Source organism: Cryobacterium sp. (genome assembly GCF_026786305.1).
Taxonomy (GTDB): domain Bacteria; phylum Actinomycetota; class Actinomycetes; order Actinomycetales; family Microbacteriaceae; genus Cryobacterium.
Window position 1 is genome coordinate 23482 of record NZ_JAJAYI010000067.1, and the last position, 20873, is coordinate 44354.

Here is a 20873-nt window from a genome sequence, read left to right on the forward strand (position 1 = left end):
GTTCCTGTTTTCTATACTGAACCGGCAACTCGTACCGACCCGAAATGGATGAGGTGCTGCAACGCTCAACGCGCAGACAGCACTTCCGCCAGCCTATCGCGAAAGGCTGGCCCGCTTTTCTTTGACCGACGAGGCGTAGACGTCGACGTAGTCCTGCGTGCTGAGTCGCTGCAGCTCGTACATGAGCTCGTCGGTGACGCTGCGCAGCACGAACCGGTCGCCCTCCATGCCCTCAAACCGGGTGAAGTCAAGCGGTTTGCCAATGACGATACCGATGCGACGCACCTGCGGAATCCGCGTTCCGGTCGGCATGGCCTTCTCGGTATCGATCATAGCCACCGGAATGACCGTCACGCCCGATTCCAGCACCATCCGCGCGACGCCGGTTCGACCTCGATACAGGCGGGCGTCGGGGCTGCGGGTGCCCTCGGGATAGATTCCGAGAATGCGGCCTTCGCCGAGAACCCGCAGGCCCGTGTTGAGCGAATCCTCCGAGGCCTTGCCGCCCGACCGGTCGATGGGAAGCTGTCCGGCCGCGGTGAGAAACTGCCGCGTCGCCCAGCCCTTGAGCCCCGTGCCGGTGAAATAGTCGCTCTTGGCCAGAAAAGCCACGCGGCGCGGCACGACGAGCGGCAGAAAAACCGAGTCGATGAATGACAGGTGGTTGCTGGCCAGAATGACCGGACCGGTCTTCGGAATGTTCTCCAGGCCGATGATCCACGGTCGAAACAGCGAGAGCAACAGCGGGCCAATGACGACGTTCTTCATGATCCAGTAGAACATTCGCACTCCCTTATCCGACGAGGAAAGCTTAGTCCGCCTGCCGCATCCAAGCGGATGCCACCGCGCGCGACACGTGAATACCGCTCCGGTCAGCGCACCGCGTGCAGCCGGGCGAGGTCGGCCGCACCGACGACACCAGCATCATTGACGAGCTGGGCGGTGGCAAACTCTGCTTCCGGATGGTATCCGCGGGCTGGCAGGTAATCGAGGTAGGCAGCGCGAACCGGCTCGAGCAGCAGGTCGCCGGCGGCTGCCACTCCCCCGCCGAACACGAACACCTGGGGGTCGAGCACGGCGCCGAGGCTCGCGCAGGCCTGTCCGAGGGCGCCGCCGAGCTGGCGGAGGGCTGCGAGGGCGCCGCCGTCACCGTTCCGAATCAGCCGTCCGACCTCGTTGCCGGTGAGTTTGCCGCGCCGGTCGCGGGCGCCGGCCAGGCCGAGGCCGATGCCGCCGGCATCCGCAAATTCGTTGGCGATGCGCAGCAAAGCCCGACCAGAGCCGTATTGTTCCAGGCAGCCATGCGCGCCGCAGCCGCACGGCAGCCCGTCGGGAACAACGCGCAGGTGGCCGAGTTCGGCGCCCGCGCCGAAACCGCCGCGGAACAGGGCGTTGTTGGTGACGATTGCCCCGCCGACGCCGGTGCCGATGGTCAGGGTGACCATGTCGGTGTACGGGCGGCCGGCGCCGAAGCGGAATTCGGCCCAGCCGGCGGCGTTGGCATCGTTTTCGATGATGATGGGCAGGTCGATCCGTGCCTCGAGCTTGTCGCGGAACGGCTCATTGCGCCAACTGATATTCGGGGCGTAGTAGACCGTTGACTGGGCGGAGTCGATGAATCCGGCAGCGGCGACCCCCGCCGCGACGACCTCCTCGCCCTCGGACAGCGCCAGGATCATCGCGACCACCGTGTCTTCGATCTCGCCCGGGTTACCCGGCGTGGTCGGCTGCCGGTCAGAGCGGATGATGGCGCCCGCCTCGTCGACGAGCGCTCCGGCGATCTTGGTGCCCCCGATATCGATACCTATGGCGTGCACGGGGCACCTTTCGTTCGGGGTGATCGGGAAGTGGAGTGGCGGCACCGGTGACGGCGCCTGACACCATCTAGAGTGTAGTAAACCAGTTTGCCGCTGCACGAAACACCCGCTCACTCCAGAAATTTGGTTGCAGGAGCAGTTGGTACGTTCAGCCGGTACCAAAGGAGTTGCCGTGAAACAATTTGATATGCCCGCCGTCGTTGCCGCCGACCCGGGCGCCAACATCACCGACCTCCTCCGGGACCGTCTCGCCGCGACTCCAGAGCTCGTTCTGTTTTCGTTGCCCCGGGGCGGCCACTGGCTCCCCGTCACCACCCGGGAGTTCCACGCGCAGGTGGTGGCGCTGGCCAAGGGCCTCGCCGCCGCGGGCATCGAGCCCGGCGACAAGATCGGGCTCATCTGCAAGACCCGCTATGAGTGGACACTGATTGACTTCGCGGTCTGGTTCGCCGGAGCAGTTCTGGTGCCCGTCTACGAGACCAGCTCCCCCAGCCAGGTGCAGTGGAACCTCAGCGACTCGGGTGCCATGGCGGTCATCGTCGAAACCGCCGACCATTTCGCCCGGTTCGACGAGGTGCACCCGGAACTGAGCGAGATCCGTTCGGTCTGGCAGATCGATCTGGGCGACCTCGACAAGCTCGTCGCCGGGGGCGTCGACGTGACGGATGCTGAGATCGAACGCCGCCGCAACCTGGCCGTGGGCGACGACATGGCCACCCTCATCTACACCTCCGGCTCGACCGGAAAACCCAAGGGCTGTGTGCTCACCCACGCGAACTTCCTGGAAACCAGCCGAAATGCCGCCGTCGCGCTCAAGGAAGTACTGGTTCACCCCGAGGGCGCCTCGACCCTGCTATTCATCACGACGGCCCACGTCTTTGCTCGTTTCATCTCGGTTCTGTGCGTGCACGCCGGCGTGCGCGTCGGACACCAGGCCGACACCAAGACCCTCCTGGCCGCGCTCGGCAGCTTTCAGCCGACCTTTCTGCTCGCGGTGCCGCGGGTGTTCGAAAAGGTGTACAACTCGGCGCAGCAGAAGGCGGTCGCCGGCGGCAAGGGCAAAATCTTTGACGCCGCCGCCCACGTGGCCGTGGAGCACTCCAAGCTCGTGCAGGCCGGAACGTCGATTCCGCTCGGTATGAAGATCAAATTCGCCCTGTTCGACAAGCTGGTCTACAGCAAGCTGCGAGCCGCCATGGGCGGCAAGGTCGTCTGGGCGGTTTCGGGTTCCGCGCCGCTCGGCGCCCACCTCGGTCACTTCTTCAAGAGCCTCGGCATTGTCATTCTCGAGGGCTACGGACTGACCGAAACGACCGCCCCCGCCACCGTGGGCCTGGCCACCCGGGCCAAAATCGGCACGGTCGGTCCGCCGCTACCCGGCGTCTCGGTGCGGGTCATGGACGACGGCGAGATCGAGGTCAAGGGCGTCAACGTTTTCAAGGAGTATTGGAAGAACCCGCAGGCCAGTGCCGATACCTTTGACGACGGCTGGTTGAAGACGGGCGACATCGGCGACTTCGACGAGAACGGTTTTCTCACCATCACCGGGCGCAAGAAGGAAATCATCGTGACGGCCGGCGGCAAGAACGTGGCTCCGGCCGCGCTCGAAGACCCGATCCGCGCGAATCCGTTGATTGGCCAGGTCATCGTCGTCGGCGACCAGAAGCCCTTCATCGGCGCGCTCATCACGCTGGACCCCGACATGCTGCCGGTGTGGCTGAACAACAACCAGGAGGATGCCGGCATGTCGCTCGTGCAGGCATCCGTCAACAAGACCGTGCTCGCAGAGATCCAGCGCGCGGTCGACCACGCCAATGAGGGCGTGTCGCGGGCGGAGTCAATTCGCAAATTCACACTGCTGGCGGTCGAGCTCACCGAGGACAGCGGTCATTTGACGCCGAAGATGAGCATCAAACGCAACATCATTCTGCGGGACTTCGCGGACGAGATCGCGGCCATGTATTCGGACGCGCCGGTCACCGAGGGCATCTCGCTGCGCGAGTAATTCTTGCGTCGTCGAATGCGTACGTCGAGCCTGTCGAGACCACGCCGGGGATTGGCTTCACCAACGTGACCTAGAACCAGGTCGACTCGCGGATTTCTTTCATCGCAGCGCGCCGGTTCTCCTTGTCGAGGCGGTCGATGTAGAGAAAACCGTCGAGATGATCGGTTTCGTGCTGCAGGGCCTGGGCCATGATGCCGGTGCCGGAGAGTTCGACCGGGTTGCCGTCGAGGTCGATGCCGGTGACCCGAGCGAAGGGGTAGCGCTTGGTCGGGTACCAGAGGCCCGGAACGGAGAGGCATCCCTCATCGACGAGGTCGGGCTCGCCGGAGAGTTCCGCGACGGTGGGGTTGAGAATGTAGCCGATGACGCCGTCAACGTTGTAGCTGAACGCGCGCAGGTTCACCCCGATCTGCGAGGCGGCGACGCCGGCCCGGCCGGGCAGGCGCACGCTGTCGACCAGGTCCGAAACGAGGCCGCGTACCCGGACGTCGATCCCGGTGATGGGGTCGGAGGCGGTCTTCAGCACCGGATCTCCGAAGAGACGGATCTGGCGTTCGGGCACGGGGAGACTCCTCGGTCGGCGGGTGGTGAAAAGCGAGCCAGTAGGAACCGGCCGCAAGCTACAGGCTGCGGTCGGCGGGCAGCCCCTCCACGACGAGCTCGGCGAGCGTGCGTGCGGCCAGCCGGGTGATCGGTTTGAGGTCTTTATACGACACGACGCTGCCGGCAGCGAGCTGCGGGTCGTAGGGAATGCGCACGATTTCGCGCACCCGGGAGCGAAAGTGCGACTCGATCTCTTCGAGTCGAACCAGGTTGGTGCCCTGGGTTGCGGTGTTGAGCGCGACGATCGCGTTGCGCACGAGGTCGCCATAACCGTTCGCTTCAAGCCAGGTGAGCGTTTCTGACGCCAACCGGGCCTCGTCGACACTGCCGCCGGAGACGATCACGATGGAGTCGGCGCGTTGCAGGGTGGCCCGCATGACCGAGTGCACAATTCCGGTGCCGCAGTCGGTGAGCGCGATCGAGTAGTAGCGGGCGGCGAGGTCGGCGACGACGTTATAGTCGTTCTCATCGAACGCTTCGGAGAGCAGCGGGTCGGTGTCCGAGGCGAGAATGTCGAGGCGGGTTTCGTCACGGGAGACGAGCGAGGAGAAGTCGGTGAAGTTGCCGATCGAGGCAGCCCGGGAGACGACGTCGCGCACGGTCGAGCGGGTCTGCTTGCTGACGCGTTCGGAGAGGGTGCCGCGGTCGGGGTTGGCGTCGATGGCGATGATGCGATCGTCGCGGGCATCGGCCAGGGCCATGCCGAGCAGCGCTGTGACGGTGGTCTTGCCGACGCCGCCCTTGCGGGTGAGGATCGGCACGAACCGGGTACCGCCCTCGAACTGGCGGCGGATGCGCTCGTCCATTTCCTTGTACGCCTGCACCTTGGTGGAGTCGCCCAGGTTGACCAGGTGCAGGGTGACCGCGTAGACGAATTCGGGCCAGACGCCCTGTGGCGCTTTGCGGGTCTTGCGGTTGACCGTGAGCAGGCGATCGGAGGTCAGCATGGCGGCCGACTCGGGCGCCGTGCTGTTGTCCGTGCGGATGCGTGCGCGCCGAACGGATGCTGCGGCATCCGTTCTCGACAGTGATTGCACGGCGGAGCCGGCACCGGCCGTCCGGGCCGGCGCGCGCGTGCTGATTTCGATCGTGTGGGTGGCCGGGGTCGACACGACGCGGGCGGTCGGGGTACTCGCGCTCGGGCGCCCGAGCGCCGCAACGGCGCGGCGCGGCGCGGCGGGCACGACGATCGGCACGCTCAGGCTCTCGGGCAGGGCCGCCGCGAGGTTGTCGATCGTGTGCGGCGGCAGCTCACTGTGGTAGTCGTCACCGCGGTACTCGTCGCTGGTCCGCTTGGCGGCGGCAGATACCGGGCGCGCGGACGCGCCCTGGTCGTCACTACGTTTGTCTGGCACAGGACATCCTCAACTGGTCGATAACGGCACTCATCTTAGCGTGGACGCACCACCACCAGCAGATCGCCCGCATCGACCTGCTGGGTGAACGGAATGGCTACGCGGTCGATCGTTCCAGCGATCGGCGAGGTGATTGCCGCTTCCATTTTCATGGCTTCGATCGAGGCGACGCTTTGGCCGGCATCGACCTGGGCGCCTTCCTCCACCTGCAGGGTGACCACGCCGGAGAACGGAGCCGCGATCTGGCCGGGCTGGTTGGCATCCGCTTTCTCAGCGATTTTGGTCTGCACGGTGATGCTCGTGTCGCGCACGAACACGGGACGCAGCTGGCCATTGAGGATGGTCATGACGGTGCGCATGCCCTTGTCGTCGGCTTCACCGATCGCTTCGAGGCCCACGTAGAGCCGCACACCCTTGGCGATTTCGACGGCGTGTTCCTGGCCCTGCTGCAAGCCATAGAGATAATCGACGGTGTCAATGACCGACAGGTCACCGTAGTTCTCCTTGACCTGTTCGAACTGGCGGGTGGGCGCCGGGAACAGCAGCTGGTTGAGCATGGCGCGACGTTCGGCGCTCGTGGCGCCCAGCGCGGTGCGCTCCCCCGCGGTGATTTCGGTAACGCCGATGCGCACGGTGCGTCCCGCGAGCACCTTGGTACGGAACGGCTCTGGCCAGCCGCCGGGCAGGTTGCCGAGCTCTCCGGCCATGAAGCCGATGACCGAATCGGGTACGTCGTACTTGTCGGGGTTCTGCTCAAAGTCGGCCGGGTCGGCTTTCACCGCGGCGAGGTAGAGGGCGAGGTCGCCGACAACCTTCGACGAGGGGGTCACCTTGGGCACCCGGCCGAGAATCTTGTTCGCCGCGGTGTACATGTCTTCGATGAGTTCGAAGTGGTCGGCCAGGCCGAGCGCGACGGCCTGGGTGCGCAGGTTGGACAGCTGGCCGCCCGGAATCTCGTGCGAATACACCCGACCGGTCGGTGCGGACAGTCCCGATTCGAACGGGGTGTAGAGGATGCGCACGGCCTCCCAGTAGGGCTCGAGGTCGGTCGTGGCCTTAAGCGAAATGCCCGTGTCCCGCTCGGTGTGGGCGAGGGCGGCCACGAGAGAGGATGCTGACGGCTGGCTGGTCGTGCCGGCCATCGGAGCGGAGGCCACGTCGACAGCGTCGGCGCCGGCGCGCGCGGCGGCGAGCAGCGTGGCGAGTTGGCCGCCCGGGGTGTCGTGGGTGTGCACGTGCACGGGCAGGTCGAAACGTTCCCGGAACGCGCCCACAAGCCTCTCGGCGGCACTCGGGCGGAGCAGCCCGGCCATATCCTTGATGCCGATGACGTGGGCGCCGCTCGCGACGATCTGGTCGGCGAGGCGCAGGTAGTAGTCGAGGGTGTAGAGGTTCTCGGCCGGGTCGAGCAGGTCGCCGGTGTAGCAGACGGCGACCTCGGCCAGGGCGGTGCCGGTGTTCAGCACCGCGTCGATGGCGGGGCGCATCTGCGACACGTCGTTGAGGGCGTCGAAGATACGAAAGATATCCACGCCGGTGTCGGTCGCCTCGCGCACGAACGCGTCGGTCACCTCGGTCGGGTACGGGGTGTAGCCGACGGTGTTGCGGCCGCGCAGCAGCATCTGCAGGTTGATGTTCGGCAGGGCTTCACGCAGCGCGGCGAGGCGATCCCACGGGTCTTCGCCGAGGAAACGCAGTGCCACGTCGTAGGTCGCGCCGCCCCAGGCCTCGACCGAGAGCAGCTGCGGCGTCAGCCGGGCCACGTACGGTGCCACGGCGACGAGGTCTTTGGTGCGCACCCGGGTAGCGAGCAGCGACTGGTGGGCGTCGCGGAAGGTCGTGTCGGTCACGGCCAGCGCGATCTGGCCGCGGAGGTCGGCGGCGAACCGGGTGGGGCCGAGCAACTGCAGCTTCTGGCGGGAGCCATCGGGCGCCGGCTGGGTAATGTCGAGCTGCGGCAACTTGTCGCGTGGGTGCACCGTGGTCGGCGGCACGCCGTTGGGCTGGTTGACGGTGACCTCGGCGAGCCACGTGAGAATCTTCGTGCCACGGTCTTTGGATTCACGGCCGCGCAGCAGCTCCGGTCGTTCGTCGATGAACGAGGTGCTCAGGTCGCCGGCCGCAAAGTCAGGGTCGTCGAGCACGGCCTGCAAAAATGAGATATTGGTGGAGACGCCGCGGATACGGAACTCGGCCAGCGCCCGCTTGGACCGCACGACCGCGGCTGCATAGTCGCGGCCTCGGCAGGTGAGCTTGGCGAGCATCGAGTCGAAGTGCGGACTGATCTGCGCGCCCGGGTTGATCGTGCCACCATCCAAACGAATGCCGGCGCCACCGGGAGAACGATAGGTGGTGATCTTGCCGGTGTCGGGCCGGAACCCGGCCGCGGGGTCTTCGGTCGTGATGCGGCACTGCAGGGCGGCACCGCGCAGGCGGATCTCACCCTGAGTCAGGCCGATCTGTTCAAGGGTCTCCCCGGCCGCGATGCGAATCTGTGCCTGCACGAGGTCGACGTCGGTGACTTCCTCGGTCACGGTGTGTTCGACCTGAATGCGCGGGTTCATCTCGATGAACACGTGCTGCCCCGCGCGTTCGCCGACCGTGTCGAGCAGGAACTCGACGGTGCCCGCATTGACATAGCCGATCGACCGGGCGAACTTAATGGCGTCGGCGTAGAGCTGCACCCGGATCTCGTCGCTCAGGTTCGGCGCCGGGGCGATCTCAATGACCTTCTGGTGCCGACGCTGCACCGAGCAGTCGCGCTCGAACAGGTGCACCGTTTCGCCGGAGGCATCGGCCAGAATCTGCACCTCGATGTGCCGGGGGCGCAGCACCGCCGCCTCGAGAAACATCGTCGGGTCGCCAAAGGCGCTGTTCGCCTCGCGCATGGCCTCCTCGAGCGCCCCGCGCAACTCGCTTTTCTTGGAGACGCGACGCATGCCGCGCCCGCCCCCGCCGGCGACGGCCTTGGCGAAGATGGGAAAACCGATTTCGTCAGCCTGGCTGATCAACAGTTCGACATCGGTCGACGGCTGAGTCGACGTCAACACCGGAACGCCAGCCGCGATGGCGTGTTCCTTCGCCGTGACCTTGTTGCCGGCCATTTCGAGCACGCCGGCGCCCGGGCCGATGAACGTGATGCCGGCCGCGGCGGCTGCATCGGCCAGTTCCGGGTTTTCCGACAGAAAACCGTAGCCGGGGTAAATGGCGTCGGCACCACATTCCTTGGCCACCCGAATGATTTCACTCACATCCAGGTACGCCCGAACCGGATGCCCCACCTCACCGATCTGGTACGCCTCGTCGGCTTTCAGACGGTGTAAAGAGTTGCGATCCTCGAACGGAAACACCGCTACTGTCTTGGCTCCGAGCTCGTAAGCCGCCCGCATGGCGCGGATCGCGATCTCGCCGCGGTTGGCAACAAGGATTTTTTCAAACATGCAGGCCTTTCGAGGGCGTACGTGGCGCACAGCTAACGGTTAGGTTCTCTAACACTAGTGAAGGTAACGTTGCTACTCATGCACGTACTCAGCGTAAGTTCCCTTAAGGGTGGCGTCGGCAAGACCACGGTGACCCTTGGTCTGGCTTCTGCTGCCTTCGCCCGTGGCGTGCGAACACTGGTTGTGGATCTTGATCCGCAGTCCGATGTGTCCACCGGCATGGATATTCAGGTAGCCGGTCACCTCAATGTTGCCGATGTTCTCGGTTCGCCCAAAGAAAAGACCGTTCGCGCGGCTATCGCCCCGAGTGGGTGGACCCGTAATCGCCCCGGCACGATCGACGTCATGATCGGCAGCCCGTCGGCGATCAACTTTGACGGCCCGCACCCGAGCATCCGCGATATCTGGAAACTCGAGGAAGCGCTCTCGACGATTGAAAAAGACTACGAGCTCGTGCTCATCGACTGTGCCCCCTCGCTCAACGCCCTCACGCGCACCGCGTGGGCCGCGAGCGACCGGGTAGCCGTCGTCACCGAGCCCGGACTGTTCTCGGTCGCTGCCGCCGATCGTGCCCTGCGCGCGATCGAAGAAATTCGTCGTGGCCTGAGCCCTCGCTTGCAGCCGCTCGGTATTATCGTGAATCGGTCCCGAACGGCTTCGCTGGAGCATCAGTTCCGCATCAAAGAATTGCGTGACATGTTCGGTCCCCTCGTGCTCAGCCCCCAGCTTCCCGAGCGCACCTCACTGCAGCAGGCACAGGGCGCCGCAAAGCCCCTGCACATCTGGCCCGGCGACAGTGCGCTCGAAATGGCGGGATACTTTGATCAGCTGCTGGAACGGGTGCTGCGAACGGCGCGCATCGGAGAGTATGCCGAGACGCCCGCTCGCTAGTCCTGATCTGCGCTAGCGGCACGCGACTTGCGGCACGCGGCACGCGGCTAGGAGATTTTGCGGGAGGTTCTCCGGGCGGCTAGCTCGTCGGTGGGGTCGATCGCCTGCCTGTCGAGTTCGACCAGGCTGGTTTCGACCTCGCGCAGGACCTTGCCCACGGCAATGCCGAAGACGCCCTGGCCGCGGCTGACCAGGTCGATGACCTCGTCGTTCGAAGTGCACAGGTAGACACTCGCACCATCGCTCATGAGCGTGGTCTGGGCGAGGTCACTGATGCCCGATTCGCGCAGCTGATTGACGGCTGTGCGAATCTGCTGCAAGGAAATGCCGGTGTCCAGCAGGCGCTTGACGAGCTTGAGCACGAGGATGTCACGAAAGCCATAGAGTCGCTGCGAGCCGGAACCGGCCGCGCTCCGCACGGTGGGTTCCACGAGCCCGGTGCGGGCCCAGTAATCGAGCTGTCGGTAGCTGATGCCGGCGGCACGCGCGGCGACAGCACCGCGGTAGCCGCAGTTTTCATCATGCTCGGGCATGCCATCGGTGAACAGCAGTCCTAACGAGTAGCGCGAAGCGTCAGCGTCAGGCTTGAGCTCACTCATATGGGTTGCCTCTCGAGGGTTACGTCGTGCGCTGACTGGCAGCTGCTGTGAGGCGAGCGTCAGTCACTGTGGTGCGGAACTGAACCGGTGCGGTGGTGCTGGTGGTGCGGAGTCGTGCTGCTGTGGATCACTGTATCCACGGTATCGAGGTAGAACCCTTGCAGCCCTGACATTCGTGCGACTGGTTTGGCGTGTCGGTCATCCGCCGCCAACGCGGCCGAGGAAGACCCAGCGCGACCCACGACCGCACGTCACTCTGCGCCTGAGTCAGTCTACGACCTACTTGGTCAGTCGGCCCAGTGCGGAACGGATCAGGCTGCCTCGAATGACCTCAAGCTGCCCGGCGATTTCGACGGCCATTTCGGCCGCCTTGGCCCGGCTGGAGGCGTCTTTGCGTCGCGCGAGCGGCACGAGGGCACTCTCAATCAGTCCGAGTTCGCGTTCGGCGGCGCCGCGAAAGCCCCGAAGGTGTCGCGGCTCGATGCCGCTGCGTTGCAGCTCCACCAGGGCACGCAGCACGTGCAGCGCGCCGTCGCCGTAGTGGTCGGCGGGAAGAATGATCGACGCGGAGACGGCGTCGTGCAGCAGGGTGGCGGAGGCTCCGGCTTCACGCAATAGGTCCTCGCGGGTGAGGCGGCGTACGGTACCGAGCATCGACGGCCCGGGGGTGATTCCGCCCGGCAGCACCGGCGACAGTCCGGCATCCAGATCGTCCAGATACGAGCGGATGACTTTCAACGGCAGGTAGTGATCACGCTGCATCGACAGAATCAGCCGTAGACGGTCGACGTCACTGCTGCAGAACTTGCGATAGCCGGATTCGGTGCGGGCCGGGGAGACCAGCCCCTGTTCCTCGAGAAAGCGCAGCTTCGACGGGGTCAGATCGGTGAATTCCGGAGTGAGGCGCGCGAGAACCTGGCCGATGCTCAGCAGCGGCGCTGATCCCGGAGCGTGCGCTTTCGCCACCGACACGGACACAGACATGGACCGGGCTTGGGCGGCGTTTACTGCCACTACTCGCTCGCCGCGCGGGCGAGGTCGAGGCGGGAGGCGTAGAAGGTGAGGCGGAACTTGCCGACCTGCACCTCGGCTCCGTCGGTCAGCGCCGCCGTTTCGATGCGCTCACCATCGAAGTAGGTACCGTTGAGCGAGCCGAGATCTTTGACCGCGAATGAGGTGCCCGTGCGCAAGAACTCGGCGTGACGTCGGGACACGGTGACGTCGTCGAGAAAGATGTCGGCGTTCGGGTGGCGACCGACGCTCGTGAGATCGGCGTCGAGCAGAAAACGCGCTCCGGCATTGGGTCCGCGGCGAACGACCATGAGGGCTGAACCGGAGGGCAAAGCCGTGATGTACTCCTGCTCCTCCGCAGTCACTTTCGAGTCGATCGACGCGATCTGTGCGGCAAACTCCTCACTGAAGTTCATCGTCGTATCGGTGCTGAGCATATCGTGCACCGTCGTCGATTCGCCGGGCGTCTCGTCACGGGACGGGACAGGGGTGGACGATGCTGGGGTGGACTGCGCCTTGTTGGGCATTGCTTCGCCTGTCGTCGGGTTCTCGGGCTGATCTGCGGGCACGGGATCGTTTTGTTTCTCGGAATTGTTCTTGCCGGGTAGATCGACCATCGTGCACCTCCTATCGCTCCAGCGTATCGGAAGATATCCCTCCAAAGACCCTCGGCAGTCGAATCACTCGCACCGTTTCAATCGCATAGATGATGCCCGCCCACCAGTACAGGAAAGCACCCCAGATGGCGAAGGCCCACCCCACCGGCTGTGACCACCATTCCAGCTGGGGAAAGGCCTGCCCGAGCATGATCATCGGCAGGGCGTAGAACAGGCAGAAGGTGGCCACCTTGCCCAATTGGTGCACCGGCAGCGGGCCGAAACCGAAGTTAGCGAGGATGATTCCGAGGGCCAGTAGAAAGATGTCGCGACCCACCACGACCAACACAATCCACCATGGCACGAGGTCACGCCAGGCGAGCCCGAGCAGCGCGGCAAAGATATAGAGGCGATCGGCGGCCGGATCCAGCAGCTGACCGAGCCGGGTGATCTGGTTCCAGCGGCGGGCGAGAAATCCGTCGAGCCAGTCGGTGAAACTGGAGATGCTGAGCACGACGAGGGCCCAGGCATCCTCTCCCTGCGCGAGGAGTACCAGAAATACCGGCACCAGCAGCAGGCGCAGAAAGCTCAGCACGTTGGGCAGGGTCAAGACCCGATCGCTGACCACCCCGTTCGCTGCCCCTGTCACAGGTGTGAGTCTATCGAGTGGGACCAGAGTCGGCCGCGGCGAGCCGCCCGCGCAGGGCGGGCCAGCTCGAGGCGAAACCGGGATGGAGGGCGAGGAGGTCAACCGCATCTGCCGCCACCCAGCGCAGAGCTATGCTCTCCTGGTCGCTGATGACGGGGTCAAATTCCTCCGTCGCCTCCACGACGACGGTCGTGTACGACCAGTATCCCAGATCGAGGAGGGAGGTGAATTTGAGCTGCACCAGGTGGGCGGGTACGCCGGCCTCCTCCCTGGCTTCACGCAGGGCGGCCGAGATCGCGCTCTCGTTCTCGTGACGGGCACCACCGGGCAGGCCCCAGGTGTCACCGAAATGACTCCACACCGCCCGGTGCTGCAGCAATACGCCGAGGCGGGGATGGTACACGAGCAGTCCGGCCGCCCCGAATAGACCCCAATACCTGCGGCCATCGGGGGCGTGCACCCACGCATCGCCGCTGTCCCGGTTCGGGCCCGGCAACGGAACGGTGAACCCGCGTGCGTCACCCGCGTCAGCACCCCAACTCTCAGTCATGCTCCAAGCATGCCCCACCCGAGCCCCGGGTAGCGCGAAAACGCTCGTCCGGTGACCTAGATCGACATGATTGCGTGTACGGGGGCGGTGCCGAGACGCTCACGTCCGTGCAGATCGGTGAGTTCGAGCACGACGCCGACGCCGGTCAGGGTGTAGCCGGCGCGTTCTATCAGGCGGCTCGTGGCCGCGATGGTGCCACCCGTGGCGAGAACGTCGTCGAGGATGAGGACCCGGGTGCCGGCTGGCAGCTGGCCGACCTCAAGCTCGAGCCGGGCCGAACCGTACTCGAGGTCGTATTCTTCGGTCAGCACGGTACCGGGCAGTTTTCCGCCCTTGCGCACGGCCAGGACGGCCGCATTGGCCGCGTACCCGACAGCGGCGGCCAGCAGAAAGCCGCGCGCCTCGATGCCGGCGACCGCGTCGAACTGGCCGCGATGCTGGTCGGCCAGGTCGTCGATGATCGCGCGAAAGGCGACGGCATCGGCGAAGACCGGATTGAGATCGCGGAACAGGATGTCCGGCTGCGGAAAATCGGGGTAGGAGGCCAGCAGAGCCTCGACGTGGTCGGCGGCCGATGACGACGAAGCAGAAGGCGTAGAGAGTTGAGTCACTGATTCAGCTTAATCGGCGCTCATACCCTGCGTCCGCCAACGTACGTCAACGGTGTGCGAACTGCGGTTGCAGCTGCAATGCCAGATCGAATCCCGCATGCTCGAATGCCGCGTCCGGTCGCGGTATGACGGCAATCGCGCTCATCGCATCCAGAAAATGCACGACGGCCGCCTGTTGGTCAACGGTGAGCTCCAGAGCCGCCTGCAGCAGCTGAGCGTGCGTGCCCCCCAACGCGAGGCGCATCTGCTCGTGCGACGACTGCGTCGCGAACAGCCGTTGCGCGCGGCCGTCGTCAAAGTTCACCTCCCGGCGAATGTGACCGGAGACGGAGAGCCTGGAGAGGAGCTTCGCCGTCGACGCCGAGGAAATATTCAAGAATTTACTGAGGGATGTGGGGCTGGCCACCCGGTGCTGGCGTTCGCAGTCGATCAGGTGCCGAATGGCCATCAGGTCAGTTTCGTTGATGTGCATCTCGGCTTGAGCACGATGACGCAACGCGGTACCGGCCACCCGAAAGCGGCGCACGGCGCGCAGGACCTCCATGGCCAGGGGAACGCCTGTATCCTCGGAGTGGTACCAGTACGCCCCGTGTGTTGAGGGCGAACTCTCATCCTGGCGCATGGTCACATGGTAACCTCAATCGTCGCTAACTTGGTTAGTTATTCGCAGCAGAATCAGCTTGTACCGAGAAGGGGAGCACACATGCAGACCGCCAACGCTCTTGATGAACACGTGGTCCTTCTCGATGACGAGGGGCGCCACATCGGCACCGCACCGAAGTACAGCATTCACGGATCAGACACCGCGCTTCACCTGGCTTTCTCGTGTTACGTCTTCAATGCGCTCGGCGAGGTGCTCGTCACCCGTCGAGCGCTGAGCAAGAAGGCCTGGCCGGGCGTCTGGACCAATTCGTTCTGCGGACATCCGCTGCCCGCTGAACCCATAACGCAAGCCGTCGACCGCCGTGCCCACCATGAGCTGGGGCTGCAGATCGACAATATCGACCTCGCCCTCCCCCTGTTTCGATATCGCGCCACTGACAGCGGCGGCATTGTCGAGAACGAAATCTGCCCGGTCTACCTGGCCACGACCGACCAGGAACCGACGCCGAACCCCGACGAAGTGGCCGAGTACGCCTGGACCCGCCCGGCGAATCTGTACCGTGCGGTGACCGACGCGCCGTGGGCGTTCAGCCCGTGGCTGGCGTTGCAGGTGCAACAGCTGGACGGTTTTCATGCTTGACACGGTCGCGGCCGGTGTCGAGACCGAACTGGCCCGGTTTTTTGCCGCGGCACGCCTGCGCGCGAGCGACTACGGTGAACACTATGTGGCCCTCTGGGATTCCCTTGAGCAGGCCAGCAGCGGCGGCAAACGGGTGCGGCCGGCCCTGGTTCTGGCGGCTTATGCCGGTTTCGGCGGGCGCGACCAGGCCCTCGTGGCACCGGTAGCCGTGAGCTTTGAACTACTGCACACGGCGTTTTTGATTCACGACGACGTCATCGATCGTGACTTGACCCGGCGCGGCGTAGCGAACATCGCCGGCCGGTTCAACGACCGCGCCCTGGCGCACGGCGCCGCCGCCGACCAGGCCGGAGTCTGGGCCGCGGCCGCGGCCATTCTCGCGGGCGATCTCGCGCTCAGTGAAGCACATCGCGCGCTGGCCAAACTCCCGGTCGACGTGCACACCCGGCTGCGGCTGCTGGACCTGCTCGACCGTGCGGTATTCGTCTCGGCGGCTGGGGAGCTGGCCGACGTCACGAACAGCTCGGCGCGGCATCCGCTCACCGTGGCCGAGGTCGTGACCACGTTGGAGAACAAAACCGCCGTGTATTCCTTTGAAGCGCCGTTGCAGGCCGGGGCCGTGCTGGCCGGGGCGTCGGCCGAGGCGATCCGTCTGCTCGGGCGCTACGGCCGGCTCATCGGGGTGGCATTTCAGCTGACCGACGATCTGCTCGGAGTGTTCGGCGACCCGGCGAAGACCGGCAAGAGCGTCACGGCCGACCTGCGGGAGGGCAAGCAGACCGCGCTGATCGCCCACGCCGGCGGTACCGCGAGCTGGTCGCTGATTGCGCCGTACCTCGGCAAGGTCGACCTGAGCGATGAGGAAGCCGAACGCGCCAGAGAGCATCTGCTTGCCTGCGGGGCGAAGGCGGCAGCCGAGGGACTCGCCTATGACCATTCCCGGCTGGCGGTCGACGCTCTCGACCCGGCGATCATTCCCGCAGGCCTGCGGACGAGCCTGACCGAACTGGCCGATGCCGCAGTGAATCGGTCACGCTGATGGGCCCCCTGCGAGCGATGGCTCGAACGAGTGGAAACCACACCAACCTGAACAAGTACGCACAGACGGCTCGGGCCAGCTCGACGACGGTCATCGGCCACTACTCCACCTCGTTTGGACTCGCCGCCCGGCTGCTCGACGCCCGGGTGCGCACACCTGTGCGCACGATCTATGCCCTCGTGCGCATCGCCGACGAGATCGTCGATGGAGCCGCCACCGAGGCCGGTGTCTCGATTGAGGAACAGCGACAGCTGCTCGACGAGCTCGAACGTGAGACCGAGCGGGCGATTGTGCGCGGCTACAGCACCAATCTCGTGGTGCACGCCTTCGCCGCGACAGCCAGGCAGTGCGGCATCGACTCCAGCCTGATCGCGCCCTTCTTCGCCTCGATGCGCCGCGACCTCGACCCGGCACCGTTCACCGTGCAGGGGGTCGCCGAGTATATTTACGGATCCGCCGAAGTGATCGGGCTCATGTGCCTGCGCTGTTTCCTGCACTGGTCGCCGCGCAGCGATGCTGAGGTCGGCGTACTCGAGGACGGTGCCCGCCACCTCGGCGCCGCATTTCAGAAGATCAATTTTCTCCGCGACCTGTCCTGCGATCGTGAGCTGCTCGGCCGCAACTACTTTCCCGGCATCGACCCGCTCACACTCAGCGAACAGCAGAAGAACGTGATCCTCGACGACATCGACGCCGATCTGGGCATTGCCAGCGCTGTTCTGCCGTTGCTGCCGTCCGGCTGCCGCCGCGCCGTGGCCGCCGCGCAGGGCCTGTTCACCCGGCTGTCCCAGCGCCTGCGGGCGACCCCGGCCGACCAGCTACTGCGCTCCCGCATTCGGGTGCCGGATGGAGAAAAACTGATGATCGCCTTGACCTCTACCCTCGGCCACGGTGCGTGGAAGCGATGACGCGCACCATCGTGATCGGCGGCGGTATCGCCGGTCTGGCCAGCGCCGCCCTGCTCGCCCGGGACGGCCACGACGTCACCCTGCTGGAATCCCGCGCCGAACTCGGTGGACGAGCCGGTCAGTGGAGCAGCGATGGTTTTCGTTTCGACACCGGGCCGTCCTGGTACCTCATGCCGGAGGTGTTCGAGCATTTCTACCGACTGTTCGGCACGACCGCCGCCGAACAGCTCGACCTCGTGAAACTGGATCCCGGCTACCGCGTGCACTTCGAGGGGGATCCGGATGCAATAGATATCCGGGCGGACCGGGCCGCGAACATCCGCTTGTTTGACAGTGTGCAGCCGGGGGCCGGGCGGGCGCTCGACCGCTACCTCGATTCGGCGATCGACACCTATGACATGGCCGTGAAAAGGTTTCTGTACTCGAGCTTTGAATCATTTCGCCCGCTCCTGGTGCCCGACGTGCTGCGGCGCCTCGGTCGGCTGGCCCGCCTGCTGCTGCAGCCGCTCGACAAATTTGTTGCCGGATATGTGAGCGACCCCCGGCTGCGTCAGATCCTCGGGTACCCCGCCGTATTCCTGGGTTCAGCGCCGAACCTGACACCGTCGATGTACCACCTGATGAGCCATCTCGACCTGGCCGACGGGGTGCTCTACCCGCAGGGCGGGTTTGGAACACTGATCGACAGCATCGCCGCGATCGCCCGTGCCGAGGGCGTGCGCATCGTCACGGAGGCCACGGTCACGGCCATTCGCGTCACCGGCCAGAAAGCCGTGGCCGGTGTGAATTACGACGACGCCAACGGCACGTCACAGCAACTCGACGCCGACGTCGTGGTGTCGGCCGCTGACCTGCACCACACCGAAACCGAGCTGGTCCCGGCCGACCTGCAGACCTACCCGGAGCGCTGGTGGGACAAACGCCTGTCGGGTCCTGGAGCGGTGCTCGTGATGCTCGGCGTGAGCGGCCAACTCCCACAGCTGCAGCACCACACACTGTTCTTCACGACGGACTGGGGCAAGAATTTCAGCCAGATCTTTGGCAAACAGACCTCCGTCCCGTCGCCGGCCTCGCTCTACGTCTGCATGCCGAGTGCCACGGACGCGTCGGTGGCACCGGCCGGGGACAGCAACCTGTTTATGCTCGTGCCGGTGCCGGCCGATGTGACCCTCGGCGGCGGCGGCATCAACGGGGCCGGATCGAAAACGGTTGAATCGATAGCGGATGACGCCATCGCGCAGGTCGCCCAGTGGGCCGGCATTCCCGACCTCGCCCAACGCGTCACGGTGCGGCGCACGGTCGGGCCCGGCGACTTCGCCGACGACCTGAACAGTTGGAAGGGTGGCGCCCTCGGCCCGGCACACACCCTCCGGCAGAGCGCCTTCATGCGCGGGTCGAACAAATCCAAGAAGATTGCCGGCCTGTACTATTCCGGCGGCACCACCATTCCCGGGATCGGCCTGCCGATGTGCCTGATCAGCGCCGAGATTCTACTCAAACGGCTTCGCCACGACACCAGCACCGGACCGTTGGCCGAGCCGCTGCGTTCCAGCCCCGCCGGTAAAACTGCAAACCCACTGGAGTCTGCGCCGAATCGGTCGTGAGTGTTCTGTACCTGCTGACACTGCTGGTCTCGCTTGCCGGTATGACGCTGCTGGACTGGCGCTATCGACTGTTCTTCTGGCACTCTCCCCGGCGTGCGGCCCTCGTGCTCGGCATCGGAGTGCTCTTCTTTCTCGGGTGGGACCTGCTCGGCATTGGCCTGGGCATCTTCTACCGCGGCGAAACGGCGCTGATGACCGGGCTGCAGCTGGCGCCGGAACTGCCGCTGGAGGAGTTCTTCTTTCTCACCTTTCTCTGTTATTTGACCATGAATCTCGTGCAGGGTGCCGGGCTTGTGCTCCAGCGGCAGGCCTGAGATGACCTACCTCGTCCTCAACGCGGTCTTTCTCGCCGTGACCGCGCTCGTGGCCGTCGTGGCCCTGGTGCGCCGCACGATTTCAGCGCGTGTCGTGGCGGCTGTGGCCGTTGCCCTCGGACTGACCCTGCTGCTCACGGCCGTATTCGATAACCTGATGATTGGGGCTGGACTGTTCAGCTACGACCCGGAGCACATTTCGGGCCTGTTCATCGGTCTCGCTCCGATCGAAGATTTTGCCTACCCGCTCGCCGCGGCGATTCTGCTTCCGTCGCTGTGGGTGCTGCTTGGCCGTACCACGTTAGGACGAACGGATGACTGAGCTCGGCACGGCGTCATGGAAGACCCGGCAGGTCGTATTGTCGTCCCGGCCGCTCAACTGGATCAACACGGCGTTTCCCTTCGCAGCGGCCTACATGGTGACCACCGGGCGCATCGACGCGCTGCTGATCGTTGGCACACTGTTCTTTCTGGTTCCGTACAACCTGCTGATGTACGGCATCAACGATGTCTTCGATTACGAGTCCGATCTGCGTAATCCGCGAAAAGGCGGTGCTGAGGGGGCGCTGCTGCACCCCGCGCTGCACCGAACGGTGATTGCCGCAGGGGTTCTGAGCGTGGGGATTGTGGGCGGGGCGATGGTCGTGTTGGCGGGGGCAGGGCATCCGCTCTCGTGGGCGGTCCTCGCCGTGAGCCTGTTCGCGGTCGTGGCGTATTCGGTGAGCGGGCTGCGATTCAAGGAACGACCGATTCTGGACTCGATCACCTCGAGCACCCACTTTGTCAGCCCCGCCGTCTACGGCCTCGTGGTGGCCGGCGCCACCGTCAACTTTGGGCTGATCGCCCTGCTCGCGGCGTTCTTTCTGTGGGGCATGGCCAGCCATGCCTTCGGCGCGGTGCAGGACGTCGAGCCGGACCGTCACGCGGGAATTGCGTCGATCGCGACGGCCCTCGGTGCCTGGCCGACCGTGCGGCTCGCGATAACCTTCTGGACCCTCGCTGGCCTGTTCATGCTGGTGACGCCATGGCCCGGGCCGCTCGCCGCGGTGCTGTCCGTACCCTATATTCTCGCGGCGCTGCCGTTTTGGTCGGTCGGTGACGAACAGTCGGAAAGTGCCAACCGGGGCTGGAAACGTTTTCTCTGGCTCAATTTCTTCACCGGCTCTCTGGTATCCCTGCTGCTGATCTACTGGGTGCAGCAGGGCGCCTGACTGGAAAGTTCCGGCCAGCCGGAGTCAGGCCAGTAGAGTGAATGGATGGAGCTCACTTCCGCCCGGGTCGATAGCTGGTGCTGGGGAGTGCGCCTGTTCAGGACCCGCTCGATGGCCACGGCCGCCTGCCGCGCCGGGCACGTGAAGGTCAATGGCGACAAGGCTAAGGCCGCGCAGGCCCTGCACGTCGGCGATGAGGTGCGGGTGCGCTCCGACGGCTTCGACCGGGTGCTGATCGTGTCGCGCCTCGTGGTCAAACGGGTCGGGGCCGTCGTTGCCGCCGGCTGCTACGTCGACAAGACTCCCCCGCCGCCGCCGCGCGACGAGGTGGCCCTGGTTCCCATGCGCGACCGGGGTGCCGGGCGGCCGACTAAGCGCGAGCGCCGGGAGATCGACGAGCTGCGCGGGCATTAGCACGCGGCGATAC

General features: G+C 65.4%; 22 protein-coding genes. 10 read left to right on the forward strand and 12 right to left on the reverse strand.

Translation table 11 applies throughout. From position 1 onward, the window contains the following. Positions 1-93: 93 nt before the first annotated feature. Positions 94-783 (reverse strand): lysophospholipid acyltransferase family protein, encoded by a 690-nt coding sequence (locus tag LH475_RS07445; protein ID WP_196843884.1) that lies wholly within the window; start codon positions 781-783, stop codon positions 94-96. Between the two features lie 89 nt (positions 784-872). Next, positions 873-1817: an ROK family glucokinase gene (locus LH475_RS07450; protein ID WP_196843826.1), complete on the reverse strand. Its 945-nt coding sequence runs from the start codon at positions 1815-1817 to the stop codon at positions 873-875. Positions 1818-1989: 172 nt separating this feature from the next. On the opposite strand from LH475_RS07450, the gene LH475_RS07455 reads away from it, so the two are divergent. Then, positions 1990-3822 carry a long-chain fatty acid--CoA ligase gene (locus tag LH475_RS07455; protein ID WP_297413211.1) on the forward strand — a complete coding sequence of 611 codons (1833 nt, stop codon included), beginning with the start codon at positions 1990-1992 and terminating at the stop codon, positions 3820-3822. A gap of 70 nt (positions 3823-3892) precedes the next feature. Here the strand turns inward: LH475_RS07455 and LH475_RS07460 are convergent, their stop codons facing one another. Genes LH475_RS07460 through LH475_RS07470 form a run of 3 tightly spaced genes read right to left on the reverse strand, consistent with a single transcriptional unit; the run spans position 3893 to position 9220 of the window. Then, positions 3893-4384, reverse strand: coding sequence for a peptide deformylase (locus tag LH475_RS07460; protein WP_196843828.1), 492 nt, complete (start codon positions 4382-4384; stop codon positions 3893-3895). A gap of 58 nt (positions 4385-4442) precedes the next feature. After that, entirely contained in the window at positions 4443-5780 is a 1338-nt protein-coding gene (locus LH475_RS07465; RefSeq protein WP_297413212.1) for a MinD/ParA family protein, read from the reverse strand. A 35-nt stretch (positions 5781-5815) separates the two neighbouring features. Further along, the gene (locus tag LH475_RS07470) at positions 5816-9220 is read right to left on the reverse strand and encodes a pyruvate carboxylase (protein ID WP_297413213.1); all 3405 of its coding nucleotides are present in this window, start codon (positions 9218-9220) and stop codon (positions 5816-5818) included. 78 nt (positions 9221-9298) lie between these two features. Here LH475_RS07470 and LH475_RS07475 point away from each other — a divergent pair, with 78 nt between their 5' ends. Continuing rightward, positions 9299-10111: a ParA family protein gene (locus LH475_RS07475; protein WP_297413234.1), complete on the forward strand. Its 813-nt coding sequence runs from the start codon at positions 9299-9301 to the stop codon at positions 10109-10111. A gap of 47 nt (positions 10112-10158) precedes the next feature. Here LH475_RS07475 and LH475_RS07480 read toward each other — a convergent pair whose 3' ends face one another. The 7 genes from LH475_RS07480 to LH475_RS07510 all read right to left on the reverse strand — a co-directional run bounded on the left by LH475_RS07480 (position 10159) and on the right by LH475_RS07510 (position 14749). Then, positions 10159-10710, reverse strand: coding sequence for a MerR family transcriptional regulator (locus tag LH475_RS07480; RefSeq protein WP_196843830.1), 552 nt, complete (start codon positions 10708-10710; stop codon positions 10159-10161). 279 nt (positions 10711-10989) lie between these two features. After that, positions 10990-11694, reverse strand: coding sequence for a MerR family transcriptional regulator (locus LH475_RS07485; protein WP_196843831.1), 705 nt, complete (start codon positions 11692-11694; stop codon positions 10990-10992). A 29-nt stretch (positions 11695-11723) separates the two neighbouring features. Further along, positions 11724-12137: an FHA domain-containing protein gene (locus LH475_RS07490; protein WP_297413236.1), complete on the reverse strand. Its 414-nt coding sequence runs from the start codon at positions 12135-12137 to the stop codon at positions 11724-11726. A gap of 211 nt (positions 12138-12348) precedes the next feature. Continuing rightward, positions 12349-12966 (reverse strand): CDP-alcohol phosphatidyltransferase family protein, encoded by a 618-nt coding sequence (locus tag LH475_RS07495; protein ID WP_297413214.1) that lies wholly within the window; start codon positions 12964-12966, stop codon positions 12349-12351. A 10-nt stretch (positions 12967-12976) separates the two neighbouring features. Further along, on the reverse strand, positions 12977-13516 hold the full coding sequence (locus LH475_RS07500) for an NUDIX hydrolase (protein ID WP_196843833.1): 540 nt from the start codon (positions 13514-13516) through the stop codon (positions 12977-12979). 56 nt (positions 13517-13572) lie between these two features. Next, positions 13573-14127: an adenine phosphoribosyltransferase gene (locus LH475_RS07505; RefSeq protein ID WP_196843834.1), complete on the reverse strand. Its 555-nt coding sequence runs from the start codon at positions 14125-14127 to the stop codon at positions 13573-13575. 46 nt (positions 14128-14173) lie between these two features. Beyond that, positions 14174-14749, reverse strand: a complete 576-nt coding sequence (locus LH475_RS07510; RefSeq protein WP_297413215.1) for a MarR family transcriptional regulator — start codon at positions 14747-14749, stop codon at positions 14174-14176. 81 nt (positions 14750-14830) lie between these two features. Between LH475_RS07510 and idi the strand changes: the two genes are divergently transcribed. The 8 genes from idi to LH475_RS07550 are packed head-to-tail and all read left to right on the forward strand — an operon-like array spanning position 14831 to position 20860. Then, positions 14831-15370, forward strand: coding sequence for an isopentenyl-diphosphate Delta-isomerase (idi, locus tag LH475_RS07515; RefSeq protein WP_196843836.1), 540 nt, complete (start codon positions 14831-14833; stop codon positions 15368-15370). Beyond that, positions 15363-16409, forward strand: a complete 1047-nt coding sequence (locus tag LH475_RS07520) for a polyprenyl synthetase family protein (protein WP_196843837.1) — start codon at positions 15363-15365, stop codon at positions 16407-16409. Before idi ends, LH475_RS07520 begins: the two co-directional genes overlap by 8 nt. A gap of 17 nt (positions 16410-16426) precedes the next feature. After that, complete coding sequence (locus LH475_RS07525) at positions 16427-17317, forward strand: phytoene/squalene synthase family protein (RefSeq protein ID WP_297413216.1); 891 nt, start codon at positions 16427-16429, stop codon at positions 17315-17317. Then, the gene (crtI, locus tag LH475_RS07530) at positions 17314-18921 is read left to right on the forward strand and encodes a phytoene desaturase family protein (RefSeq protein ID WP_196843839.1); all 1608 of its coding nucleotides are present in this window, start codon (positions 17314-17316) and stop codon (positions 18919-18921) included. Before LH475_RS07525 ends, crtI begins: the two co-directional genes overlap by 4 nt. Further along, a complete protein-coding gene (locus LH475_RS07535) occupies positions 18918-19235 on the forward strand; it encodes a lycopene cyclase domain-containing protein (RefSeq protein ID WP_297413217.1) in 318 nt (105 codons plus the stop codon). Before crtI ends, LH475_RS07535 begins: the two co-directional genes overlap by 4 nt. 1 nt (position 19236) lies before the next feature. Continuing rightward, positions 19237-19557, forward strand: a complete 321-nt coding sequence (locus tag LH475_RS07540) for a lycopene cyclase domain-containing protein (protein ID WP_297413218.1) — start codon at positions 19237-19239, stop codon at positions 19555-19557. Then, entirely contained in the window at positions 19550-20446 is an 897-nt protein-coding gene (locus LH475_RS07545) for a prenyltransferase (protein ID WP_196843842.1), read from the forward strand. The genes LH475_RS07540 and LH475_RS07545 overlap by 8 nt, the downstream gene beginning before the upstream one ends. 45 nt (positions 20447-20491) lie before the next feature. Continuing rightward, on the forward strand, positions 20492-20860 hold the full coding sequence (locus LH475_RS07550) for an RNA-binding S4 domain-containing protein (protein ID WP_196843843.1): 369 nt from the start codon (positions 20492-20494) through the stop codon (positions 20858-20860). Positions 20861-20873 lie beyond the last annotated feature (13 nt).